27 protein-coding genes are annotated in these 22,375 nt (G+C 66.3%); 10 read left to right on the plus strand and 17 right to left on the minus strand.

What is annotated here, in order from left to right; all coding sequences use genetic code 11:
- Together AC3A6J_RS26065 and AC3A6J_RS26070 are read right to left on the minus strand one after the other, a co-directional pair.
- Positions 1-831 (minus strand): BapA/Bap/LapF family prefix-like domain-containing protein (locus AC3A6J_RS26065; RefSeq protein ID WP_487862910.1); only part of this gene is annotated, 831 nt, incomplete at its 3' end.
- 1,939 nt (positions 832-2,770) lie between these two features.
- Positions 2,771-3,142: a DUF4440 domain-containing protein gene (locus tag AC3A6J_RS26070; RefSeq protein ID WP_487862911.1), complete on the minus strand. Its 372-nt coding sequence runs from the start codon at positions 3,140-3,142 to the stop codon at positions 2,771-2,773.
- A 298-nt stretch (positions 3,143-3,440) separates the two neighbouring features.
- On the opposite strand from AC3A6J_RS26070, the gene cml reads away from it, so the two are divergent.
- The 3 genes from cml to AC3A6J_RS26085 all read left to right on the plus strand — a co-directional run bounded on the left by cml (position 3,441) and on the right by AC3A6J_RS26085 (position 6,388).
- A complete protein-coding gene (cml, locus tag AC3A6J_RS26075; protein ID WP_487862912.1) occupies positions 3,441-4,640 on the plus strand; it encodes a CmlA/FloR family chloramphenicol efflux MFS transporter in 1,200 nt (399 codons plus the stop codon).
- 196 nt (positions 4,641-4,836) lie between these two features.
- Positions 4,837-5,349, plus strand: coding sequence for a hypothetical protein (locus AC3A6J_RS26080; protein WP_487862913.1), 513 nt, complete (start codon positions 4,837-4,839; stop codon positions 5,347-5,349).
- Between the two features lie 70 nt (positions 5,350-5,419).
- Positions 5,420-6,388, plus strand: coding sequence for an AraC family transcriptional regulator (locus tag AC3A6J_RS26085; RefSeq protein ID WP_487862914.1), 969 nt, complete (start codon positions 5,420-5,422; stop codon positions 6,386-6,388).
- On the opposite strand, the gene AC3A6J_RS26090 is transcribed toward AC3A6J_RS26085, so the two are convergent.
- The 3 genes from AC3A6J_RS26090 to AC3A6J_RS26100 all read right to left on the minus strand — a co-directional run bounded on the left by AC3A6J_RS26090 (position 6,385) and on the right by AC3A6J_RS26100 (position 8,134).
- Positions 6,385-6,651 (minus strand): hypothetical protein, encoded by a 267-nt coding sequence (locus AC3A6J_RS26090; protein ID WP_487862915.1) that lies wholly within the window; start codon positions 6,649-6,651, stop codon positions 6,385-6,387. The genes AC3A6J_RS26085 and AC3A6J_RS26090 overlap by 4 nt on opposite strands.
- Positions 6,652-6,760: 109 nt before the next feature.
- The gene (locus tag AC3A6J_RS26095) at positions 6,761-7,270 is read right to left on the minus strand and encodes a carboxymuconolactone decarboxylase family protein (RefSeq protein ID WP_487862916.1); all 510 of its coding nucleotides are present in this window, start codon (positions 7,268-7,270) and stop codon (positions 6,761-6,763) included.
- Positions 7,271-7,294: 24 nt separating this feature from the next.
- Positions 7,295-8,134 carry an oxidoreductase gene (locus AC3A6J_RS26100; protein ID WP_487862917.1) on the minus strand — a complete coding sequence of 280 codons (840 nt, stop codon included), beginning with the start codon at positions 8,132-8,134 and terminating at the stop codon, positions 7,295-7,297.
- Positions 8,135-8,315: 181 nt separating this feature from the next.
- Here AC3A6J_RS26100 and AC3A6J_RS26105 point away from each other — a divergent pair, with 181 nt between their 5' ends.
- Positions 8,316-8,504: a hypothetical protein gene (locus AC3A6J_RS26105; RefSeq protein WP_487862918.1), complete on the plus strand. Its 189-nt coding sequence runs from the start codon at positions 8,316-8,318 to the stop codon at positions 8,502-8,504.
- A 94-nt stretch (positions 8,505-8,598) separates the two neighbouring features.
- On the opposite strand, the gene AC3A6J_RS26110 is transcribed toward AC3A6J_RS26105, so the two are convergent.
- Both AC3A6J_RS26110 and AC3A6J_RS26115 read right to left on the minus strand, forming a co-directional pair.
- Positions 8,599-9,258 (minus strand): ATPase, encoded by a 660-nt coding sequence (locus AC3A6J_RS26110; protein ID WP_487862919.1) that lies wholly within the window; start codon positions 9,256-9,258, stop codon positions 8,599-8,601.
- The gene (locus AC3A6J_RS26115; RefSeq protein ID WP_487862920.1) at positions 9,258-9,626 is read right to left on the minus strand and encodes a hypothetical protein; all 369 of its coding nucleotides are present in this window, start codon (positions 9,624-9,626) and stop codon (positions 9,258-9,260) included. Before AC3A6J_RS26115 ends, AC3A6J_RS26110 begins: the two co-directional genes overlap by 1 nt.
- Between AC3A6J_RS26115 and AC3A6J_RS26120 the strand changes: the two genes are divergently transcribed.
- Both AC3A6J_RS26120 and AC3A6J_RS26125 read left to right on the plus strand, forming a co-directional pair.
- Positions 9,625-9,795 (plus strand): hypothetical protein, encoded by a 171-nt coding sequence (locus AC3A6J_RS26120; RefSeq protein ID WP_487862921.1) that lies wholly within the window; start codon positions 9,625-9,627, stop codon positions 9,793-9,795. The genes AC3A6J_RS26115 and AC3A6J_RS26120 overlap by 2 nt on opposite strands.
- Entirely contained in the window at positions 9,792-10,400 is a 609-nt protein-coding gene (locus AC3A6J_RS26125) for a hypothetical protein (RefSeq protein WP_487862922.1), read from the plus strand. Before AC3A6J_RS26120 ends, AC3A6J_RS26125 begins: the two co-directional genes overlap by 4 nt.
- A 36-nt stretch (positions 10,401-10,436) precedes the next feature.
- Here AC3A6J_RS26125 and AC3A6J_RS26130 read toward each other — a convergent pair whose 3' ends face one another.
- Together AC3A6J_RS26130 and AC3A6J_RS26135 are read right to left on the minus strand one after the other, a co-directional pair.
- Entirely contained in the window at positions 10,437-11,033 is a 597-nt protein-coding gene (locus AC3A6J_RS26130; RefSeq protein WP_487862923.1) for a GNAT family N-acetyltransferase, read from the minus strand.
- A 455-nt stretch (positions 11,034-11,488) separates the two neighbouring features.
- The gene (locus AC3A6J_RS26135) at positions 11,489-11,878 is read right to left on the minus strand and encodes a response regulator (RefSeq protein WP_487862924.1); all 390 of its coding nucleotides are present in this window, start codon (positions 11,876-11,878) and stop codon (positions 11,489-11,491) included.
- A 283-nt stretch (positions 11,879-12,161) separates the two neighbouring features.
- Here AC3A6J_RS26135 and AC3A6J_RS26140 point away from each other — a divergent pair, with 283 nt between their 5' ends.
- The gene (locus AC3A6J_RS26140; protein ID WP_487862925.1) at positions 12,162-12,989 is read left to right on the plus strand and encodes an HDOD domain-containing protein; all 828 of its coding nucleotides are present in this window, start codon (positions 12,162-12,164) and stop codon (positions 12,987-12,989) included.
- Positions 12,990-13,003: 14 nt separating this feature from the next.
- On the opposite strand, the gene AC3A6J_RS26145 is transcribed toward AC3A6J_RS26140, so the two are convergent.
- Entirely contained in the window at positions 13,004-13,378 is a 375-nt protein-coding gene (locus AC3A6J_RS26145) for a response regulator transcription factor (protein WP_487862926.1), read from the minus strand.
- A gap of 152 nt (positions 13,379-13,530) precedes the next feature.
- Positions 13,531-13,818, minus strand: a complete 288-nt coding sequence (locus AC3A6J_RS26150) for a hypothetical protein (RefSeq protein WP_487862927.1) — start codon at positions 13,816-13,818, stop codon at positions 13,531-13,533.
- A gap of 173 nt (positions 13,819-13,991) precedes the next feature.
- On the opposite strand from AC3A6J_RS26150, the gene AC3A6J_RS26155 reads away from it, so the two are divergent.
- From AC3A6J_RS26155 to AC3A6J_RS26165, 3 genes are all read left to right on the plus strand, one after another.
- Complete coding sequence (locus AC3A6J_RS26155) at positions 13,992-14,228, plus strand: hypothetical protein (RefSeq protein WP_487862928.1); 237 nt, start codon at positions 13,992-13,994, stop codon at positions 14,226-14,228.
- 86 nt (positions 14,229-14,314) lie between these two features.
- The gene (locus AC3A6J_RS26160; RefSeq protein WP_487862929.1) at positions 14,315-14,599 is read left to right on the plus strand and encodes a CopG family transcriptional regulator; all 285 of its coding nucleotides are present in this window, start codon (positions 14,315-14,317) and stop codon (positions 14,597-14,599) included.
- Between the two features lie 3 nt (positions 14,600-14,602).
- Positions 14,603-14,896 (plus strand): type II toxin-antitoxin system RelE/ParE family toxin, encoded by a 294-nt coding sequence (locus AC3A6J_RS26165; RefSeq protein WP_487862930.1) that lies wholly within the window; start codon positions 14,603-14,605, stop codon positions 14,894-14,896.
- A gap of 6 nt (positions 14,897-14,902) precedes the next feature.
- Here AC3A6J_RS26165 and AC3A6J_RS26170 read toward each other — a convergent pair whose 3' ends face one another.
- From AC3A6J_RS26170 to AC3A6J_RS26195, 6 genes are read right to left on the minus strand one after another with little or no spacing between them, the layout of a single operon-like run.
- Positions 14,903-16,528 (minus strand): AMP-binding protein, encoded by a 1,626-nt coding sequence (locus AC3A6J_RS26170; protein ID WP_487862931.1) that lies wholly within the window; start codon positions 16,526-16,528, stop codon positions 14,903-14,905.
- 20 nt (positions 16,529-16,548) lie between these two features.
- Positions 16,549-17,757: an acyl-CoA dehydrogenase family protein gene (locus AC3A6J_RS26175; RefSeq protein ID WP_487862932.1), complete on the minus strand. Its 1,209-nt coding sequence runs from the start codon at positions 17,755-17,757 to the stop codon at positions 16,549-16,551.
- A complete protein-coding gene (locus AC3A6J_RS26180) occupies positions 17,754-18,902 on the minus strand; it encodes an acyl-CoA dehydrogenase family protein (protein ID WP_487862933.1) in 1,149 nt (382 codons plus the stop codon). Before AC3A6J_RS26180 ends, AC3A6J_RS26175 begins: the two co-directional genes overlap by 4 nt.
- Before the next feature lie 43 nt (positions 18,903-18,945).
- Complete coding sequence (locus AC3A6J_RS26185) at positions 18,946-19,650, minus strand: ABC transporter ATP-binding protein (protein WP_487862934.1); 705 nt, start codon at positions 19,648-19,650, stop codon at positions 18,946-18,948.
- Positions 19,643-20,416 carry an ABC transporter ATP-binding protein gene (locus AC3A6J_RS26190; protein ID WP_487862935.1) on the minus strand — a complete coding sequence of 258 codons (774 nt, stop codon included), beginning with the start codon at positions 20,414-20,416 and terminating at the stop codon, positions 19,643-19,645. Before AC3A6J_RS26190 ends, AC3A6J_RS26185 begins: the two co-directional genes overlap by 8 nt.
- On the minus strand, positions 20,413-22,374 hold the full coding sequence (locus AC3A6J_RS26195) for an ABC transporter permease (protein ID WP_487862936.1): 1,962 nt from the start codon (positions 22,372-22,374) through the stop codon (positions 20,413-20,415). The genes AC3A6J_RS26190 and AC3A6J_RS26195 overlap by 4 nt, the downstream gene beginning before the upstream one ends.
- Position 22,375 lies beyond the last annotated feature (1 nt).

Below are 22,375 nucleotides of genomic sequence, written 5' to 3' on the forward strand. Positions count from 1 at the left end.
GTCGCCATCCAGGTCGACGCCTGTCACCTGGCCCGCGACGGGCGTGTCCTCGGGCGTGGTCAGCGTGTAGTTCGGAAGAGTCGGTTCGTTGTTCGGCTGCACCGTCACGTCCACCGTGCTGGTGGTCGTGCCGCCCCGGCCATCGGTGATGACGACAGTGAAGCTGTCCGGACCGTCGTATCCGGCTTCGGGCGTGTACGTGTACTCCCCCGTCTCTGGATCGATCACCACCGTGCCATGCGCTGGCGGCTCCCCCAGCACATAGGTCAGCGTGTCCCCATCCGGGTCACGAGCGACCACCTGGCCGTTCCCGCTGTGACCCGCACGCACTGCGATCGGATCGGCTTCGCCCGTGGGCGCCCTGTTCAAAGGCGGCGGCGCAACCGGAGGAAGGGAGAACCCTCCACCTCCTCCACCACCACCCGCGGCAGCCGCCGCCCCGATGCCGAGCAGCCCCAGCCCTGCGATAAGCCAGCCAGGCAGCCCTTCCGACGCCGCGGCCACGGGCACGCCGTCGAGCCATTCGATCTCGGTGAAGTGGAACTCGGACCAAGGTCCGGTGTACTGACCCCACCAAAGGACGCCTGCTGCATCCTCCAAGACGAGGTCGTTACGGCCCCCTTGCGCATACTCATTGAAGAAGCCCTGGAGGACCGTGGCGCTACCGTCGCGCATGGCCAGAACCAAGTCGCTGCCGCGACGCTCGAACCTGACGACGCTTTCCGGTGCAATCTTCAGGTGAATGACAGAAGGTTTGTCGAGAGAGAGTGCCTCGACGCGCGTGTCGACGACCGCGCCACCATCCTTGGGAACAACTTGAATTTGGTTCATCTTTTGAGTGGAAATGAGTCGGGGCAGCAGTACTCCGACTTCTGGACGAGAAGATCAACCAACCGGTTGATCCTGGGACGATACAAATGCTACACGGCTATTGATTCAATGCACTTCATTTGCAACTTGAAAGAACGCAAATGTAGACAAACGTGAAATATTTGGCAGCCTTTTCGCCAGTTTTACAGTCCGCGGCGTCAAAGCGTTGTGCTGCTGAAACTCATCAGTCGTCGCAACTGCTACTAAAGTTCGGTGACACCTTTTTTAATGTGGCGGGTCGACGAATGTGTGCTTGCAGTTTCGGTACAGCGGACGTACCGGATGTTGCAACTATCCGCCAATTGTTTCCTGTGTAATTCCTGACCTTTTATGACCGTTTATGACCATTTATGCCGGATATTCACCGCCAAGGCCCGCAGGCACTAATTCAAAGATTGCAGTGGAAATTCCGCGAAGGACTGCGGTCGGTCGGTTCCATCTGGATTTGATTGCCGGGTAGATTACTTGGCGCATTGCAGGAAGCTCAATTCGCTCCGCGGTGCGATGGGCCCCGAAGGATCAGGCCCCATCGAGCGCAGGCCCCGGCCCGCAGCGAGCGCTGTGCCGGGGTAGACGACACCCGGCACGCGGCGACACCTGCGACCGGGATCGAGGCGGTGAAAGTGCAGGCGCCGGAGACGCTTTTGCGCAACGTCGGACCCCGGGCCTCGACGGGCAACAGGTGGCTACCGCCTGCGTGCGCTAAATTTTTCGACCCGTTCCGCAGCGGCTAAAGAAAAACCTGTCTGCTTTGAGGAAAGCGCTGCTCAGTGCGCAGCCGTTGTGCCGGCAACGGCAGATGCTGGACGGGCATCGCGACCTTCACGGTGTACAGGCAATTGGTAACCCCGCGTCGCGAAGGCAATTTGCGCTGCATCACGCCCCAAGCGGCCAGTATTCAGTGGGTAGAGCAGGACGGCCAAGCCGGCGACCCACTCTCGATCGATCTCCCTACCGCAGAGCCTGCAGAATTCGCCTATGAATTCTCGCCACCATGTCTCTCGGGCGGAGAGCGAGTTGTTGCGTACTTTGCTTGGTTTGGAAGGTCCCACGTGAACGATGCGAGCGAGGGTGGCCATTGCGTCTTTTTTTAGGGTTGAACGTTGGCGAATTAGACGCTGAGCGCGGCTCTTTGGATAGCGCCGGACGTCGGCCGAGCCACCGTCCGCGTCCGAAACGCACAACCGTCGCGGCAGATGCGGAAACGTCTCATGCGGGTAGGGAAAGGCAGCCCCATGGTTCATCTGGCTCACCGAGAGGCCAGGCCCAATTGGGGAGCCGTCGTCATCTTCTCTGTGCGTGCGAAGGCCGACTCGCTTGTCGGCGGCGTAGCCAATCAACGCGCTGGTGCGCCCGCGTTCAGGGCTTCGATCCGGCTGAGAGCGACTCTCCTACGCCCCCGGAGCCGGCGAGCCTGCCCGCCGCCTCGCTTGCCGTCCCCCAGGCGTCATTGAAGGCTCGGGCGCCGAGGCTTGGCCGGGCGTGCGTGCAAACCAACGAAAGGCGATGCGATTGCTCTGTCGATACCACCGCCTGAAGAGATACCCGTCAGCGACTTCGCCGTGGTCATTCACAGGCACGCCAGCGGCACGCAATGCCAAGACCTCCTCCGTACCGTCGAAGTGGGCAGGCAGGATCACCGTGACGGTCGCGCTGTGCGTGTTCGGAGTTCGTCGCATCCATGGTTCCCTTTCTAGATTCGCGACATCGCTGGAAGTTGTCCTGGCGGGGCAGGTACCCCGCCATCGTGCCGCGCTTCGCGAACCTAAAAGGTCACTCGATCCAGGTCTGTAGGACGACGTGAAACACAGTGGATGCAACGCCGAAAATGCGGGAATACATCACAGAAATCTTCGCCGCGCTCGGAACAGGCATTGCGCTGCAATCCACAGACGGCGGTTCAAGCATTGACCTGCACGGGGGTCTGCTGGTGATGGACCAGTTTCCAGGCACCACCACTGGATGCGTACGAGGAACTGCACAGCGCGCGGTATTGCGCTTCCTTGCGCTTCGCAAGCGCGCGGTAGACCAGCACCACCACCCCGGAACCTGCACGCAGGATCCGTCGTTCGCTGATGGACACGTCGACCCAGCGTGGCGCGGCCTCCACCGCGGCGAGAACGTCCTTGCCCATCAGCACGCCGGTGGGGTCTGGAAAGACCATGGCGGCATCGTCGCGCATGTCGCGACGATATGCCTCGATGCCCTGAAGCCAGAAGGCCTCTTCCATGCGCCATAGCGCCAGATCGTCATCGGCGGTGTCGTCGTTCATGAGCGTCTCCTGTTCAACGGATGCGGGACAAGACGGGCTGCGGCATACGAGCCATGCTGCGCACGCTTTCCCCGCCGGTGCCTACGCTACCATTGCACTCGAACGCGCTCGACGGGCTCCGTCGGGCCCTCGTTGATCAACAGGTCCCATCTCGAAGGAACGCCCGTGGGAGACAGCAAGTCCGCAGACCGCTGAGCCGCAACAGCCCTTGTCGTTGTTGCGGCGATCTACCCTGATTCAGTGATTCACCAGAAGGCAGGTCGCCGCCAGATTTCTTCATCTGTGCGGACTACTTGCCATGCCTGACAAATCCACGCCCCTCTGGGCGTACTCCCTGCCTTCGGCACTCTTGCTGATGGGCCCCTTCGACCTTCTCGCCTCGCTGGCCATGGACGTGTATCTGCCGGTCATTCCGCAGATGCCGGCGGCGCTCGGCACGTCGCCGGCGATGGTCCAGCTCACGCTGAGCGTCTACATGGTCGTGCTCGGCCTGGGACAGGTGCTCTTCGGTCCCTTGTCGGATCGCATCGGCCGACGCCCGGTGGTCCTGGGCGGTGCGCTCCTCTTTGCCGTGTCATCCTTCGCGCTGGCGATGACCAGCAGCGGGCCGTCCTTCCTCGCGCTGCGCGTCCTCCAGGCACTCGGCGCATCGGCCGCGCTGGTGGCCACTTTCGCGACGGTCCGCGACGTCTACGCCGACAGCCCGCAGAGCGGTGTGATCTACGGCCTCTTCGGTTCGATGCTGGCCTTCGTGCCTGCGCTCGGCCCCATGCTCGGCGCCCTCGTCGCCGTCGGGCTCGGCTGGCGCGCGATCTTTACGATGCTCGGCATCCTCGGATTGCTCGCATTCGGCCACGCACTGCCCAGATGGCACGAAACGCGCCCGCACCGCAGGCCAGGAGAGCGCCGCGTGCTTCGCTCCATCCTCGCAAGCGCATCGTTCTGGATCCACACGCTCGGCTTCAGCACGGCAATGGGGGCGTTCTTCGTGTTTTTCTCCACCGCGCCGCGGGTGCTGATGGAGCGGCTGGGCCTCTCCCAGCTCGCCTTTAGCGCCGTCTTCGCCACGGTGGCCCTGGTGATGATCTTGACGACGCGCTTCGCGCGAACTTTCGTGTCGCGCTGGGGAATCGCTGGCAGCCTCATGCGCGGCTTGTGCGTCATCGTGGCGGGCGCATGCATTCTCGGCGCATGCACGCGCGCAGCCGAACCCTCGGTGCTGACATTCGTGCTTCCCATGTGGCTGATCGCCGTGGGCATCGTTTTCGTGGTGTCGGTCACGGCCAACGGCGCGTTGCAGGACTTCAGCCACGCCGCGGGCACGGCCGTTGCGCTCTATTACTGCATTCAGAGCTTGATCGTTGGGGGCCTCGGCACCACCGCGGCGGTCGTGCTTCCCGGCGACAGCGCGTGGCCCCTGATCGCCTATTGCCTGACGCTGGCCACCGCGACCTTCCTTGCGATGGCGATCGACCGGCTGGCGAGGCATGAGCGGTGAGCGTGTTCTAGGCGTTCCCAGGACGACGGAGTGCATGCGCGCCGTGCCAGGCACAGGGCACCGCTCGTCCGGCCGAATCGCCGGCCGCGCCGATGCCCGACACCACCATCAGACATGGCCGACGTCACCTCGGCAGCGCGTGCCTAAGCTGGGCTTTCCGTTCGCCGATCCGGCGGACCTTTCCAAGGAGCTGAACATGTCGGATTCCAAGATCACCGATGAGAAAACCAAGAAGGCCGCAACAGGCGTGGGCGCTGCCGTCGGCGGAGCAGCAGGCGGCGTCGCGGGCGGTATGGCCGCCGGAGCGGCGATCGGCGGCATGACCGGGCCGGTGGGCGCTGCGGTCGGTGCCGCGGCCGGTGCGGCCGTCGGCGCGCTCACCGGACGCGGGGTCGCGGCAACGGCCGACCCGGACCTCGAGGAAAGCTACTGGCGCGACAACTACACGACGCGACCCTACGTGGCCAATGGCCACAGCTACGACGACTACGGCCCGGCCTACCGCTACGGCGCCGAGGCGTACAACCGCCATCCGGGCCGGGCCTTCGACGATGTGGAGAGCGATCTCGGGCGAGACTGGGACACATCGCGCGGCAAGTCGAACCTGCAGTGGGAGCATGCCAAGCATGCCTCGCGCGACGCCTGGCAGCGCGTGAGCGACACGCTGGAGCGCGCCATTCCGGGCGACTCCGACCGGGACGGTCGCTGAGAAGCGGGCCGGTCCGGCCTGATCGGCGGGCCGTCGTCACGCGAGCGGATGCCTGATGTAACGTACACGGATGGCATCACAGGGACTCGAACCTTTTCCCGTCGCAGCCGCGGGGTCTGCAGCAACGCACCTCGGCCCCTCCGCGCCGCGCGCCGGCCGGATCGGCGAGCTCGCGCGCCTGCTCTCGCGGCATGCGCCGCAGGACGGCGTCTGCGCCACGCCGATTCCGCGCGTGTCGGCGATCCGGCTGTCCGCACCCGGCGACGAGCTGATCCACGCGCTGCATCCGCCGTCGGTTTGCATCATTGCGCAGGGCGCCAAGCGCGTGATGCTGCGCGACGAGGTCTACACCTATGACGCCTCGCGCTTCCTGGTCTTCTCGACGGACCTGCCTGTCAGCGCCCAGGTCGTGCACGCGAAGTTCGACGCGCCCTACCTCTGCTTTCGGCTCGACTTCGATCCGACCGAAGTGTCGGAGCTCGTGATGCAGCTCGGCACCTCCGCGATGCCGCGGGCGGCCACGGCACGCGGGCTGTTCCTCAACAACGTGAGCGACGACATGCTCGATGCGGCGATCCGCATCATGCGACTGCTCGATTCACCCGAGGACGCGGCCATGCTCGCGCCGTTGGCGCTTCGGGAGCTCGTCTACCGTCTGCTGCGCAGCGAGCAAGGGGAGCGGCTCGCGCAGGTGGCACGCGCCGACAGCCATGCCGCGCGCGTGATGCGTGCGGTCGCGTGGCTCAAGTCCAACTTCGCGGAGCCGCTGAAGGTCGAGGCGCTGGCGAGCGAATGCAGCATGAGCGCCTCGTCGCTGCACCACCACTTCAGGGCACTGACCTCGATGAGCCCGCTGCAGTATCAGAAGCAGCTGCGCCTGCAGGAGGCCCGCCGCCTGCTGCTGAGCGAACGCATGGAGGTCTCGCAGGCGGGCTTCAGCGTAGGCTACGAAAGCGCCTCGCAGTTCAGCCGCGAGTACAGCAGGCTCTTCGGCGTGCCGCCGTCGAAGGATGTCTCCCGCCTGCGCGCGTTGGCCTAGAACTGCCCCTGCCCGTCGCCAGTGCGGTCATGGACCCATCGCATCGCCTGCTGCTCTGCGTGCCGGGTTGCCTCTGCCTCGGAGCCATACACGATCTCATCCGTATCGTTCGGCAGTTGTGTCTCTTCCTCGTCCGCGGGCGTGCGGACAACGACTGCGACCGGGCGGTAGCCGCCGGGTGCGGGCTCGGCGCGAAGCTCGAAGCGGAAGCCGCGGTATTCGAGGGAGTGGCCGTCGGAAACGGGTGTGCTGTTGTCTGTCATCGCTGTGCCTGAGAAGTTCGTGAAATTTTTGCACGACCTTCCCAGCGGCTGGTGCAGGCACTCGGAGGCGCCGCTTGAAGGACGGCGCGCCGCCGACGCCGTCCCCCGCTCAGCGCCGGCCCGCCTGCGGCACGGCCGCCGCGGCACTGCCGGCCAGCCCGCGCTCCTGCAGCAGCTCCTGCAGCGCCTGCGAGGCCTCGATCGCGCGCGGGAAGCCCGCGGGAACCGTGACGAGGTAGACGATCTCCTTGAGCTCGTCGGCCGGCACGCCGGCGTCGAGCGCATAGCCTGCATGGATCTTGAAGAACGGCCGCAGGCCCAGCGCGGCGAAGGCCGCCATCGCCGACAGTTGCCGCGTACGGGCATCGAGCACCTTTCGATCCCAGACGCTGCCGAGCGCATAGCCGGCCGTGGCTTCGGCGAGGAACGGGAACTCCTGGCGCATCGCCTCGTAGGTCGGCTGCGGCTTGCCGCCGTTGAGCTCGAGCAGCATCTGCTCGCCGCGCGCGACGCGGGCATCGGTCGCACCCGGGTTCGCCTGCGCCGTCGCGCCGGCGAGAAACGCCATTGTGAAGAGGCACGCGGCCGCGAGGCATCGGGAATGGAATCGTCGTTGCATTGCAAATCTCCTGTGGTTCAGATCTCAGAACGCACCGTCGGTGGCGACCGACAGGCTGGCGAAGGCTTCGAGTTCGGCGCGCCGGCGCTCGAAGGCGCCACGCGCAAAACCAAGGGCGTCGGTGCCGGCGACGAAGTGCAGCGGCGGCTCGGCCATCGCCGCGAGCTCGACCACGACGCGCCCCAGCTTCTCCGGGTCGCCCGGCTGCTTGTGGTTGTAGCTTTCGTAGGTGGCGCGCGGCGGCTCGCCGGGCGAGCCCCCGTAGTCGGCGATGCGGCGCGAGCCGTATTGCACCGAGCTCTTGTCGAGGAAGTCGGTGCGGAAGAAGCCCGGCTCGATGATGGTCACGCGAATGCCGAACGTCGCGACCTCCAGCGCAAGGGACTCCGAGAATCCCTCCACCGCGAACTTGGCTGCGCAATAGACGGACGAACCATCGAAGCCCATGAAGCCGCCGATCGACGACAGGTTCAGGATGTGGCCGCTGCGCTGGCGCCGCATCAGCGGCAGCACCGCGCGCGTCACGTGCATCAGGCCGAACACGTTGGTGTGGAATTGCCGTTCGACGTCCGCGCTGTCGATCTCCTCGAACAGCCCGAGCTGACCATAGCCCGCGTTGTTCACCAGCACGTCGATGCGGCCGAAGCGCTGCTGCGCGGCCTCGGCGGCGGCCGCCGCGTCCTGCTCGCGCGCGGCGTCGAGCGGGAGACAAGCCACGTGGTCGGCATGCGCGGCGTACACCTGCTGCAGCTGCTCCACGTTGCGCCCCGTCGCGACCACGCTGTCGCCGGCGGCGAGCGCCGCCTTCGCGATCTGTGCGCCGATTCCGCGACCCGCCCCCGTGATGAACCAGACCTTGCTCATTTCAGCCTCCATGTTGTGGCGCGTGGGCGCCCGTTGAACATGGCCTTGATCCTAGGAAGCCCAGCCCCGCAGCCCTTGCACGATCCTGGCGGGGACTTGCCCGATCCGACGTGCGTGCGTCGACCGCCGATCAAACTCGTGATACTGTGAATTCATACAGTATTTGCGGCATAATCTGCGCATGGACCGACTCCCCGCCACCCTCTGGATCGCCGCCTGCGCCCACCGGCTGCAGCAGCAGTGGCACACCGTCGATACGCGCGAGCTCGAGGATGTGGCACGCGACCTGTTCCGCGACGAGCAGCTGCGCGCCATGGACCCGGAGGCTGCAGCCGTGCAGTGGCTCAGGCCGATCACGGAAGCCGCCTAGTTTTTCGCTGGACCGGTATCGCCTGTCCGGACACCCGATTTGCCGTTGCCTCGACGACTCCTTGTGCGTGCGGGGCTGTTGAAGCCGTGAGGCCTCAACGCTTTCCGCCCAGCCTTGCGCTGGGTTTTTTTTGGCCCGCCAGCGCCACGGCCATGATGGGCTTGGCCCATTGCGGCACCTGGCCGAGCGCGATGTGGGAGACCACGCGCCCGCCTTCCATGTGCAGCAGCAGCAATGGTTGCGGCCGCTGGCCGGCCTTGGGGTCGCCTTCGGCACTGTTGTCGTAGACGCGCAGGCTCGCCAGGTGCGGCAGCAGCCGGATCAGGTTGGCGCGGCTCGTCTCGTAGCGTTCGCGGATCTTCGCTTCGGGAATGTCGTGTCCGCCCGCGGCCACCCGGGCCCGCACGCGCTGCAGATGAAGCTCCGGCGAGGCGAGCCCCGCGTACCAGAGATGGACCTGGGCGCCCTGCTCGGCGCCTTCGAGAAGCATCTGCGGGATCGTCCTCGCACCCAGCGTGGTTTCGAACGCGAAGTTCAGTTGCTGCGCCAGTGCCCGCTCGAGCCCCTGACGCCCAAGTTCCCAGGCCTGGGCATTCGCCGCCTCCGACGACAGGCTCGGGTCGGCCTCCCAGAGTTCGCGCGCGGCCAGGTCGGGGTTGAAGTAGTCCACCTTCTTCTGCAGCAGCGCAGCGCCGCCCACGCTGCTCTTGCCGGCGCCGTTGACGCCGGCCAGCACGAAGATGCGCGCGGGCATCAGCGTCGCGGTGCTGCTGCCTGCGCCACGGCCGCCTCGCCGAGTTCGGCCGGCGTCATCGCGAAGGCGTCGGCCATGGCCTGCGCGGCAGGCTCGCCCTGCATGCGCGCGAACATGTCGTCGAAGCGGGAGGTGAGCGCCTCGAGGTTCGGCTCCGCGGCCTGCTCGAGCTTGAGATAGCGTTCCACCGACATCAGCACCATCGAAGGCTGCTCATGCCGCGTGATCACCACCGCCCCGCGCGCCATCACGGTGCTGGTCACGCTCTGCATGCCCGAAGCCAGCCGGGTGGCCGAAAACGAAGGCAGGTCGCGCGTCAGGCGCTCGATCTCGGCGGCAGGTCGGACGGAAGCAGAGTTGACGGCCATGGCGGCTCCTGAAATACGGATGTTCCCCATTTTACCCATTTTGGACATCTGCAAGGAGATCGCTTGCGGCTGCGCGCGCGGCACTGGCACCGGATCTATTGATGAGAGCAACGATCTCGCCCATGATTCCTTGGAAAAACCCCCTCAAATCACCAAGGTGAGAATTTGAACGCCGATTGGCTGATTACTCCGCACAATGGGATCGGACGCCTTACCTTCGGCCTTTCGCCGGGGGCGGTCGCGTCAGTGGCATCCCTCTATGGAAAGCCGGGTCCGCTGAAATCCTATGCGGCCGTCGCGTCTGATGCGGAAGAGGTGATCGCCCAGTGCGGCGCAACCATGTCGGCAGAAACGATAGCCGCCATGAGGCTCGCAGCACGGGAGCTAGCGAGTTTTGCAACACAGAACTTGACCACGGGACAAACGCCGATCCTGCTCGAGTACCGGGATGGTCGTCTTGACGGGGTTACTGTCGAGGCCCGACACAGGGAGGCAAGTTTCGAGGGCCAGCTGGTTTTTGCACTCGATGCGCTGGAAGTGCTGCGCTTGTTCGAACGTGCGAACGGCGCTCCGGGCCGATATCGCTCCGACGAGGCGGCCTTCGACAATATCGCGGTTTCGCTCTATCGCTTCAGCACGACGTCGTCAAAGGGAAAAGTTCGCGCGAACCCGGCGGCGACCCCGGGTTTCAGCTCACGTTCTGTGACGCTACGCAGCAAGCCTTACCGCCCAGCAGACGAGCTCGACCAGTTCGTGACCTTTTCTTTTGAATAGGCGAAGGCGTCGCAAACGTCTGGCAAGCGGATCAGGTCATGGTCGGTGCGGCTTGCGGAGCATCGGCGTGACGAGCGGTGCAGAACCCACCTGGATCTCGCCTATCACCTCGAAACCATGGCGCCGGTAGAAAGGGATGTTCTGCGGCTTCGATGCCTCGAGATATGCCAGCGACCGTTCCTGATCGCAACGCGCGAGAGCATGACGCATCAACGCCGCCCCGATGCCTTTTCCCTGTGCGTTCGGCTCGACGCCAATCTGCGGCAAGTACCAATGAGCTTCTCGAGGATGCGACTCTTCCATCTTCTCGAAGGTGGCCAGCAGATCGTCCATGTGTTCAGGCTTTGCTGTGTCGTGGAACACTTTGGCGAGAGCCTGGCCGTCCGGCTCCACGCCGGGGGGCAGCCAAAGCGCGGCGCCGCAGAAGTCCACGGACACATAAGCCGTGCCATGCTGGAAGCTGCTGCCGGCGAACTCGCCAGTGGCCACGGGCATGGCCAGGAGATAGTCGTGCGGCGAAGGCCACGCAAATCGCGCAGGAGGGTCTGTGAGGAAGGCCGCCACGATCGCTGCGACGGCGCGCGGGATCTCATCGGACGTGGCACTGCGGATATCGATCGATTGCTGGATCATTTCGTCTTCCTCATGTGAAAACGGAAGGCCTCACTCTCGCCGAATGGCACACATGCCGATCGGTTGACGCCGGCATGCACCCCTGGCTACATTCCCCCAGAAGCTCCTGGAGAAGCCACTTGCCCAGAGATATGTACTTCATATTCGCTCTCGTTGCGATCGCCGTGCTCGCAGGCAATCTGATGGCAACGGTCACGATATGGCGCAGCGATTTTTACTCGCCGCTGCAACGCAGGCTCCAACTGACCTTGGTGTGGCTGATTCCCGTGATCGGAGCCGCATGCTGCATCAGCTTCGCATCCCTCCACAAGCGCCCGATTCCCAGGCCTGACCAGCGTTTCCCGGGACCCGACTCCTTCCAACTGCCCGGCGGTGAGGCCAACGGTTCCTGAATTCGGCGAGCAAGCTGCTGACGCGTATGAGCGGCGCCTGGCGCTGGCTCAGCGATTTGTGCACTAGCCCTCGGCACGGTGGCGATCCGCTGTCTGGCAATACTCGAAAAATTCATCCAATTCCGTCGACTTGTCGAAAACGGCATCCGCTCCCGATGCGCGACAGTTTTCGCGCATCACTGGTGTCGCGTAATTGGACAGCACCACAACGTGCTGCCTGGCGTTGCGCCGAGACTGAACCCAGCGCAGGACACCGAGACCGGATCCTTCTTTCAAGAAGAGGTCGATCACCACAATGTCCCAGGAATGCTCGTGTTCAGCCAGCCAGCGCGTCGCTTCAGTTTCTGATTCCGCAAAGTCGACAACTTTGGCCAGCCCCAGATCCGCGAGCGCAGGAATCAGATTGTCCCGAATTTGCCGACTGTCTTCGACCAGAAAAATACACAGTTCCATGGTTTGCTTCCCGATACGGCAAACCTAACGGCAGGTTGGCAGCGGGTCGTGCGTGCGACCAGATGGATCCTGTAGGAATGCCTCTATCGGCTCGGCGCTTCCGCACTGATTGCCACAATTTCATCGGACTCGCAATCCCGGAAACGCAGGAGACCGGCTACGGCTGTTGCAGGAAACCCGCACTTCAGTCGACCATTGCGGGCCTGATGGGGCTTGATATCAACATGTAACCTTAAGTTTGCACGAAAATCTCGCAGCGAAAAAAACCAACATCGAGATCGCCATGACCCTGGACGAACTGTTCGCCGACGCCCACCTGCTTCCCACGGTGCCGAAGGTGGTGTTCGATCTGATCGAACTCCTGCGCAGTGAAGACACCTCCATACCGACGGTGGCGCGCAAGCTCGAGCTCGACCAGGTGCTGAGCGCACGGGTGCTGCGGATGGTCAACTCCCCCTACTTCGGGCTGCGCCGCAAGATCGTCTCGATCCAGGACGCGATCCAGCTGCTGGGCTTCTCGGCGATTCGCTCGCTGGTCGTGAGTTCGGGTCTCAAGGGCACCTTCCAGAAGGTCGATGGTGTGAACCTGCCCGCCTTCTGGGCGCACAGCCTGCGCGTGGCGGCCGTCGCCCGCTACCTCGCTGGCAAGGCACAACGCGTCGACCAGAACCTGGCTTTCACCGTGGGCAGCATGCATGCCATCGGGCACCTCATCATGGCGGGCGCCATGAAGAAAGAGATGGCCGAGCTCAACGCCGTGCACCCGTTCGATGTGATGGGCCGGCTCGAAGTGGAAAAGCAGAAACTCGGCTTCCACTATGGCGACGTGGGCAGCCGGCTCGCCGCGGGCTGGGATTTCGCGCCCGAGTTCGTCAGCGCGCTCTCGTGCTTTGCCGACCCGCTGCAGGCCGCGCAGGCCGACCCGCTCGCCAACGTACTGCACCTCGCGGTCTGGCGCGTGGCGCTCGAGCGCGCCGGGCTCCACATCGCTGACGCGGCGCACGCCTGGCCGGCCCGCTCGGCCGACGCCATCGGCCTGTCGGAAGAGACCGTGCAGGAGATGCCGGCGCCGCGCGAACTGGCCTCTGACCTGGAATCGATGATCGCCTGATCGAGGCGCGGCAGCTACACGATGCGCAAGTGCAGGCAATGCGCGAAGAACGCGTCGAGTTCGGTCGACTTGTCGAACACGGCATCGGCGCCGAGTCCCAGGCAGCGGCGGCGCATCTCGGCGGTGGGATAGTTCGTCAGCACGACCACATGCTGGCCGGCACTGCGGTCCTGGCAGGCGCGCAGCACGGTCAGGCCCGAGCCTTCGGCGAGGAAGAGATCGACGATCGCGAGCTGCCAGGCTGCATGCCGCCCCAGTGCCGCGATCGCTTCCTGCGCCGTTTCGGCGGATGCGATCACCTGCACGCCTGCAAGTTCTTCGAGCGCCGGGATCAGGTTGTTCCGGATGGTCTCACTGTCCTCGACGAGGATGGTGGCGAGTGGCTGCATACGCTTTCTTTGAATGAATGCGTCCTTGCCAGAGAGGAGACGACGCGAACCAGGGTCGACTCCGTTTTACGGCTTACGAGGTTACGGGTTGTAGGCTGGCTCCTCGATGCACCGAAGGTGCAGAGGACTAGGCGAACCTCTCGGGCCGCCGCTCAGGCGCCCGGGGACTTTTTTTGGATCTCGGCGGCGAGCGTGTCCGCCACCTTTTCGAGCGCTTCGACGGATTTGGAGAGCCTCTTCTCGATGCGGTCGGTCTGGGCGATCGCGCGGTCCACTTCGTGGGTGCGGTCCTCCTCGGCGATCTCCTTGTCCAGCACGGCATGGACAATGGCGAGTTCGTCCGCCGCCGTCTCGACGGCGTGCTTCACGTCCTTGCTCTTGTCGAGTGCACGCTTGATAGGATGGCTGCGGGTGTCTTCCTGCGGGTTCGGGTGGGGCATTCGGTATTCCTTCGGTCGCCGTGATCGTAAGCCGCGCCACCGGCCTCGGCATGCTTTTTACACCCCAGCCCGCAGGGATGCTGCGCCAGCCGAGCGTACTTGTATCCTTTCGTACACAGGCGTGCGCCTTCGGCCTACAGCGTATGGCCCATGGCATTCAACAATGCCACATCATGGAATTGGAAGTCTCCGACCACGACCCGCAGGCACTCGCCGCCCAGGCGGCCGAGTGGCGCCGCCGCGCGCTCAGGGGTGAGCGGCAGGCGCGCGGCATCGCCCACGCGCTCGAGGTGAAAGTGCGACAGCTCCAGGGCGGCCGCGCGCAGCCGGCCGCCCTCGAGTTGGACACGCGTCCGCTCGCGCCGTGGGAACCTGACCGGCGCTGGTGGAGACCCTGGCGGCGCGGCTGACGCCATCCAGCGGAGCAGCTTCGCTTCGCGGCCACCGGCTGCAGCACAAATGTGCTACACTTGCTTTTCAGCCGACATCCCCGACCATGCCCACCACCACCATCCGCATCGAAGACGCCTTCAAGGCGCGCATCGCCGCAGCCGCAGCGCGCGCCGGCAAGTCGTCGCATGCGTTCATCCTCGATGCACTCTCCGACACAGTGGAGCGCAGTGAACTCGACGATGAACTCCATCGCGTGGCGGACGAACGCTGGGCCGCGCTGCAGAGCACTGGCGAGACGGTGCCCTGGGACGACGCGAAGGCCTACCTGCAAGCGCGTGCCAAAGGCGAAAAACCGCGCAAGCCGCAGCCCCGGGTGCCGGCGCCCTGAGGCATGCCCCGCATTGAATTGGCGCCTGGGGTCTTCGACGACCTCGAGCGAGTCATCGATCACATGCTGCGCCACGAGGCGGTGGACGTTCCGCAACGGGTCGACAAACTTCTCGAAACGATTCAGGTTTTGGCCCACAGTCCGCTGATTGGCAGGCCGGTCAAGGACGGCAAGCGAGAACTCGTCATCGGCAAGGGCGCGCGCGGCTATGTCGCGTTGTACCGGTACCTGGCCGACATCGACGTGGTGTTCATCCTGGCCGTGAGGGCACAGCGCGAGTCCGCGTTCAAGCACTGACGGCCGTCAAACCGGCACGGCGTGCCCTTCTTTCAGCAACCGCCGCAGCACCTTGCCCGTGCCGCTGGCAGGCAGCGAGTCGCGCACCTCCACCTGGCGCGGCACCTTGTAATGCGACATGTTCTCGCGCGCCCAGGCCAGCAGCGCCTCGGCGTCGAAGGCGGCCGAGGCGGGCACCACGAAGGCCTTGATCACCTCGCCCTTGTCGGGGTCGGGCACGCCGATCACCGCAACCTGTCGCACATCGGGATGCAGGATCAGGATCGATTCGACCTCTTCGGGGAACACGCTGAAGCCCGAGACCTTGATCATCTCCTTCACGCGACCGATGAACGTCAGGTAGCCCTGCGCGTCCATGCGGCCGATGTCGCCGGTGTGGACCCAGCCGTCGCGCAGCACCTCGGCAGTGGCCTCGGGCCGGTTCCAGTAGCCGTGGAACACGCCCTGGCTTCGCACCGCGATCTCGCCGCTCTCGCCCACCGGCAACGTGCGGCCGTCGAGGTCGATGATCTTGAGCTCGACGCCGCGCCCCGGCACGCCGTTGGTGCCCCAGCGGATGCCGTCGCGCGGCATCAGCACGTCGTTGGTGTGCGTCTCCGACAAACCGTAGCCGGCCTCGTACACCAGGCAGCCGTTCGCGAAGGCGCTCCAGCGCTCGGCCAATTCCTCGGTGAGCTTGATGCCGAAGCTCGTGGCCATGGTGGTGTGCAGCGACGACAAGTTGAAGCGCCGCGCCTCGGGCTCGTTCATGGCCGCGACCAGCATCGGCGCCATGGCATACCACCAGCTCACGCGGTTCTGCGCAATCGACTGCAGCACCGCGAACGCATCCATGCGGTTGAGCAACACCACGGTGGCGCCGGTGTAGGCCAGCATGGTCACGCCGCAGATCATGCCGGCGATGTGATAGAGCGGCGCCACCGCGAGCATCACGTCGTCCTGGCGGATGCGGAACATCTCCTGCCCCACTGCCGTCTTGTAGAGCGCGTTGCGGTAGCTCAGCATCGCGCCCTTGGGCATGCCGGTGGTGCCCGAGGTGTAGGTCATGAGCGAGACATCGTCCATCGACAGCGCTACCTCGGGCGCCACCACCGGATCGGCGCGCTGCACCACCACCGCATGGAAGTCGATCGTGCCCTCGGGCAGTGGCCGGCGCGCGGCCACTTCGTCGGGCACACGCACGTTCGGCGCATCGGGCAGCAGGTCGGCATAGCGCACGCTGAACACATGCGGCACCTTCACCCGGTCGGCCACCGACTGCGCGATCGGCGCCAGGTGGTCGGCCACCACCAGCGCCTTCGCGCCGAGGTCGCCGACCTGGTAGGCGAACTCGTGCGCCTTGAACATCGGGCTGCACGGGCTCACGATGCCGCCGATCTTCTGGATGCCGAAGTGCGCGACCAGGTACTGCGGGCAGTTCTGCATGAAGAGCGCGACGCGGTCGCCCTTGCCCACGCCGCGCTCGTGCAGCGCCTGGGCGAAGGCGTCGCTCCAGCGGTCGAGCTCGGCATAGCTGATCGCACGGCCGTACCAGACCAGCGCCGCCTTGCCGGGCTGCGTGCGCGCATGGCCGCGCAAATATTCGTGCAGCGGCTTCTCGCCCTGCAGGTAGTCGGGGGTGTCGTCGTTCATGGGCAATGGGTGAAGTGGGTCTACAGGCCGAGCACGTGCTTGGCCATGATGTTTTTCTGGACTTCGGTGCTGCCGCCGTAGATGGTCATGGCGCGGCAGAAGAGATAGGTCGCCACCGGCCCGAGCGCATGCGCGGGGCCGATCGTCGCGTTCTCGGGCCCCTGGCCGAACAGCGGCCCGGGCTGGTAGCGCAGTGCATCGGGACCGCTCGCCTCGACCAGCAGCTCGGTGATGCGCTGCGCGATCTCGGTGCCGCGGATCTTGATGAACGACGACTTGCCCGGCCCCACGGGCACGCCGGCCTGCATGTCCGACAGCGTGCGCAGCAGGCCGATCTCGAGCGCCTTGAACTGCGCCTCGACGGCCGCCACCTCGCCCATGAAGCCGGCATCGTCGGCCAGGCGGCGGCCGCTGCCGCTGCGCACCTGCGACGCCACGCGGCGCAGCTTCTGCAACTCCTGCGTGATGAAGCGCAGGTTGGCGTTCTCCACACGCTCGTGCTCAAGCAGGAACTTGGCATAGGTCCAGCCGCGCCCTTCCTCGCCGATGCGGTTGCGCTTGGGCACCTTCACGTTGTTGAAGAACACCGCGTTGAGGTAGTGCCGCCCGTCCATCATGCGGATCGGCTGCACCTCGACGCCCGGCGTCTTCATGTCGATCAGCAGGAACGAGATGCCCTGCTGCCGCTTCGCCTCGCGCCCGGTGCGCACGAGGCAGAACATCCAGTCGGCGAAGTGGGCGAACGAGGTCCAGATCTTCTGGCCGTTGACGATGTAGTGGTCGCTGCCGTCGTCCTCGGCCGCCGTCTGCAGCGCCGCCAGGTCGGAGCCTGCGCCGGGCTCCGAATAGCCCTGGCACCACCACACCGACGAATCGCGGATCGCGGGCAGGTGCTGCGCCTTCTGTTCGTCGGTGCCGAAGGTGTAGATCACCGGCCCGACCATCGCCGGGCCGAACACCTGCAATTCGGGTGCGTGCAGCTCGCCCGCGACGCGGTTGAAGATGATGGTCTGCATCGGCGTCCAGGCCTGCCCGCCGTGCTCGCGCGGCCAGGCGCCGGTGAACCAGCCCTGGCGTCCGAGGATCTGCTGCCAGCGCATGTAGTCCTCGCGACCCAGGTGGCGGTCGAGCCGCACCTTCTCGCGGATGTCCGAAGGCAGCTCACGCGCGACGAATTCGCGCACCTGCGCCTCGAAGGCCTTTTCTTCCGGCGAAAGATCGAGATTCATGCCGCCACGTCCTCGGCCACCTGCGCATGGCGCCGCAGGTGCCAGCTGCTGTCGCCGAAGCTCACGCCGATCATCGACAGGCGCTTGAAGTAGTGGCCCACCGCAAGCTCCTCGGTCACGCCCATCGCGCCGTGCAGCTGCACCGCCTCCTGGCCCACGCGGCGCGCGGTGCGGTCGATCTCGATCTTGGTGGCCGACAGCGCCTTGCCGCGCACGGCCGGGTCGGCCTCGCGCAGCATCAGCGCGCCGTACAGCGCCATCGAGCGCGCCTCGTCGAGCGCGATGTACATGTCGACCATGCGGTGCTGCAGCGCCTGGTTGGTGCCGATCGGCCGGCCGAACTGCTGGCGCGTCTTGAGGTAGTCGAGCGTCATGTCGACCAGCATGGCCATCGCACCGACGGCTTCCGAGGCCACGGCGGCGATCGCCTGGTCGACGACCAACTCAAGCGCGGGCAGCGCGCCGCCTTCGTCGCCCAGCAGCTGCACCGCGCTGGCCCGCACGCCCGCGAGGCGCAGGTCGGCTGCGCGGCTGCCGTCGTGCGTGGCATAGGTGCGCACCGAGACGCCCGGCGCCTTCGCATCGACGAGGAAAGCCGAGAGCCCGGCGTCGTCGGCCACCTCGCCCGCGGTGCGCGCCACCACCACGAAGTGATCGGCCACGCCACCGCCATGCACCAGCACCTTCTCACCGTCGAGCGACCAGCCTTCGGCATCGCGGCGCGCGGCGGTGGCGCAGTGCGCGATCTCGTAGCGCGAGGCGGGCTCGGCATAGGCCAGTGCCAGCTTGTGGCCGCCGGCCATCATCGGCTGCAGCCAGCGCTCCTTTTGCGCCGTGCTGGCCAGCGCCGCGAGCATGCCGCCCGCGAGCACCACATTGGCCAGGTACGGCTCGAGCAGCAGGCCGCGGCCAACGCCCTCCATCACGATGCCGGTGTCGACCGCATCGCCGCCGATGCCGCCGTCTTCCTCGCTGAAGGGCACGGCGAGCCAGCCGAAGTCGGCATAGCTGCGCCAGTGGCGCTCGTCGTGCCCGGGCTCGCTCGCCACGAGCCTGCGGCGATGGGCGAAGTCGTATTCGTCGCGCACGAAGCGCTCGACGCTCTCGCGCAGCTGGTTCTGTTCGGGGGTGTACTGAAGGTCCATGGATGTCTGGCGTGTTGGCTTTGGAATGTGGTGCCGGGGTCGTTCACAGCGCGAGGTAGCGCTGCTGCACCTCCGGGTGGCTGTCGAAGGCGGCCCAGTCGCCCTCGAAGACGATGCGGCCGGTGTCGATGACGTAGACGTGCTGCGTGCAGCGGCGCGCGAACCAGATGTTCTGCTCGCACAGCAGCAGCGCGACGTTGCCCTCGGTGCAGGTGCGCACCACGTCGCGCGCCATCTCCTCGACGATGATCGGCGCGAGCCCTTCGGTCGGCTCGTCAAGCAGCAGCAGGCTCGGGTTGGCGGCCATCGCGCGCGCCACCGCCAGCAGCTGCTGCTGGCCGCCGCTGAGCTGCCCGCCGTAGCGCTGCTGCAGCGGCGCCAGCATCGGGAAGCGCGCGACGATCTCGGCCACCGTGACCGCCGGTCGCTCGGGCGAGGCGCCGTAGCGCGCCATCGCGACGTTCTCGGCCACCGTCAGGTGGGTGAAGATGCGCCGGTCCTCGGGCACCAGCGACAGGCCCATGCGCGTGCGCTGGTGCGTCGGCATGCCCTGCAGGTCGCGGCCGCCGAAGCGCAGCGTGCCGCGCACGCGCGGGCCGGCGTTCATCACGCTCTTGAGCAGCGTCGACTTGCCCGCGCCGTTGCGCCCGAGCAGCGCCACGCGCTGGCCTGCGCCTACCGAGATCTGCGCGCCGTGCAGGATGTGGCTGTCGCCGTAGAAGGCGTCGAGTTCGCGGACTTCAAGCACCGACCATCTCCTTGCCGAGGTAGACCTCGCGCACTTTGGGATCGCGCCGCACCTCGTCGACGCTGCCGGTGGCGACCACCTCGCCGTAGTTCATCACCATGATGCGGCTCGCCAGGCCGAACACCACGTCCATGTCGTGCTCGGTCATCACCACCGTAATGCCGCGTTCCGCGCGCGTGCGCGCCACCAGCTGCGCGATGTCGGCGCGGTCGCTCGGCGACATGCCGGCCGTGGGCTCGTCGAGCATCAGGATGCTCGGCCGGCCCGCGAGCGCGATCACGAACTCGAGCCGCTTCTTGTCGCCGTGCGACAGAAAGCGCGCCGCCTCGCCCGCCATCGGATCGAGCCGCACGTCCGCGAGCAGCGCCATGGCTTCGTCGCGCACATCGGCCGACGGCGCGCAGCGCCAGCGCGAGCCCAGTGGCTCGCGCCGGTTGCGGCGCCGCGCCTCCACCGCCGCGATCACGTTGTCGAGCACGGTGAAGTCGTGGAACACGCGCGCCACCTGGAAGGTGCGCCCGAAGCCTTCGCGCACCCGCTCGTGCGCTGGCAGCCGCGTCACGTCGCGGCCCTCGAAGTGGATCGTGCCGCCGTTGGACGGCACCTCGCCCGTCATCACCTTGAACATCGTCGTCTTGCCGGCGCCGTTCGGCCCGATGATCGCGAACACCTCGCCGCGCGCCACCGACAGGCTCACGCCGTGCAGCACCTCGATCGGCCCGTAGTGCTTGCGCACGCCCTCTACACGCAGCAGCTCGGCGCTCATCGTGCGCCTCCGGCCTCGAGGGCGGCGCCCGCCTGCGGCAGCGGCGCCTGGCTCTTCGCAGCCGGCGGGCTGCGCCGCCCCCAGATCCGCTCTTCGAGGTTGCGCCAGAGCCCGACCGCACCGTTCGGCGCCAACAGGATGATCGCCAGCAGCCCCGTGCCGACGATCAGCTCCGACAGCCCGACCAAGGTGCGCGTGGCGTAGGTGATGGCTGCGAACAGCCCCGCCCCCACCACCGGCCCCCAGAACGAGCTGACACCGCCCAACAGCGTGTTGAGCATCGGCTGCGCCGAGGCGAGCCAGTGCACCTCTTCGACCGTGACGATGCGCGACCACGGCGCATAGAGCGCGCCCGCCACCGCCGCCACGGCGCCCGAGATGACGAAGGCCGCGAGCCGGTAGCGCGCCACGTTCGTGCCCATGAAGGCCGCGCGCTCCGCGTCCTGGCGAACCGTCTGCAGCGTGCGGCCGAAGCGGCTGTGCAGCAGCCACCAGAGAAAGGCGGTGATCAGCACCGTGGCCACCAACAGGAACCAGTAGTAGGCGTTCGAGCTCGACAGATCGATGCGCCACAGGCCGAAGTCGAGGGCCGGGCGCGGAATATCGGTGATGCCGTCCTCGCGCCCGAGGAAGGTAGAGAAGCCGATCACCAGCCGCAACGCCTCGGCCAGCGCCACGGTCAGCACCGCCAGGAACACGCCGCTCATGCGTCGCAGCGCCAGCACACCGATGACCCAGGCGGCCACCGCACCGAGCAGCGCCGCGCCCAGCAGCACGCCGAGGAACGGCACGCCCGCGATGTGGCGCAGCGCCAGCGCGGCCAGGTAGGCGCCGAGCGCGAAGAAGCCCGCATGGCCGAACGACACCAGCCCCGTGTAGCCGAAGAGGATGTTCCACGACAGCGCGAACACCACCTGCACCAGCACCGTGCCCACCACGTAGAGCGGGCCGGCGTTCACCCACAGCGGCAGCGTGGCAAGCACGCCGACCACCGCGACGCCCAGCACCTGCCACACGGCACGCGGAATGCGCGGGCGGTGCAGCCCGCCCGATCCGTGCGCGCCCGCGTGGCTTTCTTCCTGCGCGCCGGCGGCCGGGAACAGGCCGCTCGGCTTCCACAGCAGGAAGCCCGCGAGCACCACGTAGATCGCGAGGCCCGGCACCGAAGGCAGCAGCACCGTGTTGAGGCTCTGCACCAGCCCCAGCACCAGCGAGCCGATGAACGCGCCGCGGATGTTGCCCAGCCCGCCGATGATCACCGCGAAGAACGCGAACATCAGGTACGAGTCGCCGAGCCCCGTCGACAGGCTCTGGTTCGGCAGCAGCAGCCCGCCCGCGAGGCCGGCGAGGAAGAAGCTCGCCATCACGCTCAGCGCGATGCCGAACGACACGTTGAGCCCGAGCACGCCCGACATCCACGGGTCGGCCGCGAGCGCCTGCATCAGCTTGCCGAACCACATGCGGTGGATCGCCACCTCGAGCACGATGTAGACCACCACGCCCGCCGCGATCACGAACAGCTGGTAGGCCGAGAAGAACATGCCGAAGGGGTTGAGCGGCTGGTCCAGGCCGGGCGGTGGATTGACCGAGAAGAAGTCCACGCCCCAGATCAGCTTGGTCACGCCAGTGCACACCATCATGAGCGCGAAGGTGGCGATCAGCACGTAATGCGGATCGACGTTGCGCAGCCGCCGCAGCACCAGCCGGTCGGTGACGAGGCCGAGCAGTGCCACCACCACGCCGCCCGCGAGTGCGGCCAGGAGGAACATCCACAGCGACTGCACGTCGCGTCCCATCACCGAATACGCGGTATAGGCACCGATCATGAAGAAGCCGCCCTGCGCCATGTTGAGCAGGCGCATCAGCCCGAAGATCAACGTGAGCCCGGCCGCGACCACGAAGATCGCCATGCCGAACGCGGCGGCATTGAACACCGCGAACATGAGTTCGTTGACCACG

Source organism: Variovorax sp. Soil_C_39 (assembly GCF_057656815.1).

What these genes read in the sequence shown, in the direction of transcription:
- AC3A6J_RS26165 (WP_487862930.1), top strand. Translation starts at nt 14,603, where the DNA reads ATGCCCCGCATTGAATTGGCGCCTGGGGTCTTCGACGACCTCGAGCGA.
- AC3A6J_RS26180 (WP_487862933.1), bottom strand. Translation starts at nt 18,902, where the DNA reads ATGGACCTTCAGTACACCCCCGAACAGAACCAGCTGCGCGAGAGCGTC.
- AC3A6J_RS26080 (WP_487862913.1), top strand. Translation starts at nt 4,837, where the DNA reads ATGTCGGATTCCAAGATCACCGATGAGAAAACCAAGAAGGCCGCAACA.
- cml (WP_487862912.1), top strand. Translation starts at nt 3,441, where the DNA reads ATGCCTGACAAATCCACGCCCCTCTGGGCGTACTCCCTGCCTTCGGCA.
- AC3A6J_RS26100 (WP_487862917.1), bottom strand. Translation starts at nt 8,134, where the DNA reads ATGAGCAAGGTCTGGTTCATCACGGGGGCGGGTCGCGGAATCGGCGCA.
- AC3A6J_RS26150 (WP_487862927.1), bottom strand. Translation starts at nt 13,818, where the DNA reads ATGCCCCACCCGAACCCGCAGGAAGACACCCGCAGCCATCCTATCAAG.
- AC3A6J_RS26135 (WP_487862924.1), bottom strand. Translation starts at nt 11,878, where the DNA reads ATGGAACTGTGTATTTTTCTGGTCGAAGACAGTCGGCAAATTCGGGAC.
- AC3A6J_RS26155 (WP_487862928.1), top strand. Translation starts at nt 13,992, where the DNA reads ATGGAATTGGAAGTCTCCGACCACGACCCGCAGGCACTCGCCGCCCAG.
- AC3A6J_RS26160 (WP_487862929.1), top strand. Translation starts at nt 14,315, where the DNA reads ATGCCCACCACCACCATCCGCATCGAAGACGCCTTCAAGGCGCGCATC.
- AC3A6J_RS26095 (WP_487862916.1), bottom strand. Translation starts at nt 7,270, where the DNA reads ATGCAACGACGATTCCATTCCCGATGCCTCGCGGCCGCGTGCCTCTTC.
- AC3A6J_RS26070 (WP_487862911.1), bottom strand. Translation starts at nt 3,142, where the DNA reads ATGAACGACGACACCGCCGATGACGATCTGGCGCTATGGCGCATGGAA.
- AC3A6J_RS26175 (WP_487862932.1), bottom strand. Translation starts at nt 17,757, where the DNA reads ATGAATCTCGATCTTTCGCCGGAAGAAAAGGCCTTCGAGGCGCAGGTG.
- AC3A6J_RS26120 (WP_487862921.1), top strand. Translation starts at nt 9,625, where the DNA reads ATGGCGGCTCCTGAAATACGGATGTTCCCCATTTTACCCATTTTGGAC.
- AC3A6J_RS26130 (WP_487862923.1), bottom strand. Translation starts at nt 11,033, where the DNA reads ATGATCCAGCAATCGATCGATATCCGCAGTGCCACGTCCGATGAGATC.
- AC3A6J_RS26110 (WP_487862919.1), bottom strand. Translation starts at nt 9,258, where the DNA reads ATGCCCGCGCGCATCTTCGTGCTGGCCGGCGTCAACGGCGCCGGCAAG.
- AC3A6J_RS26105 (WP_487862918.1), top strand. Translation starts at nt 8,316, where the DNA reads ATGGACCGACTCCCCGCCACCCTCTGGATCGCCGCCTGCGCCCACCGG.
- AC3A6J_RS26115 (WP_487862920.1), bottom strand. Translation starts at nt 9,626, where the DNA reads ATGGCCGTCAACTCTGCTTCCGTCCGACCTGCCGCCGAGATCGAGCGC.
- AC3A6J_RS26090 (WP_487862915.1), bottom strand. Translation starts at nt 6,651, where the DNA reads ATGACAGACAACAGCACACCCGTTTCCGACGGCCACTCCCTCGAATAC.
- AC3A6J_RS26170 (WP_487862931.1), bottom strand. Translation starts at nt 16,528, where the DNA reads ATGAACGACGACACCCCCGACTACCTGCAGGGCGAGAAGCCGCTGCAC.
- AC3A6J_RS26145 (WP_487862926.1), bottom strand. Translation starts at nt 13,378, where the DNA reads ATGCAGCCACTCGCCACCATCCTCGTCGAGGACAGTGAGACCATCCGG.
- AC3A6J_RS26085 (WP_487862914.1), top strand. Translation starts at nt 5,420, where the DNA reads ATGGCATCACAGGGACTCGAACCTTTTCCCGTCGCAGCCGCGGGGTCT.
- AC3A6J_RS26190 (WP_487862935.1), bottom strand. Translation starts at nt 20,416, where the DNA reads ATGAGCGCCGAGCTGCTGCGTGTAGAGGGCGTGCGCAAGCACTACGGG.
- AC3A6J_RS26140 (WP_487862925.1), top strand. Translation starts at nt 12,162, where the DNA reads ATGACCCTGGACGAACTGTTCGCCGACGCCCACCTGCTTCCCACGGTG.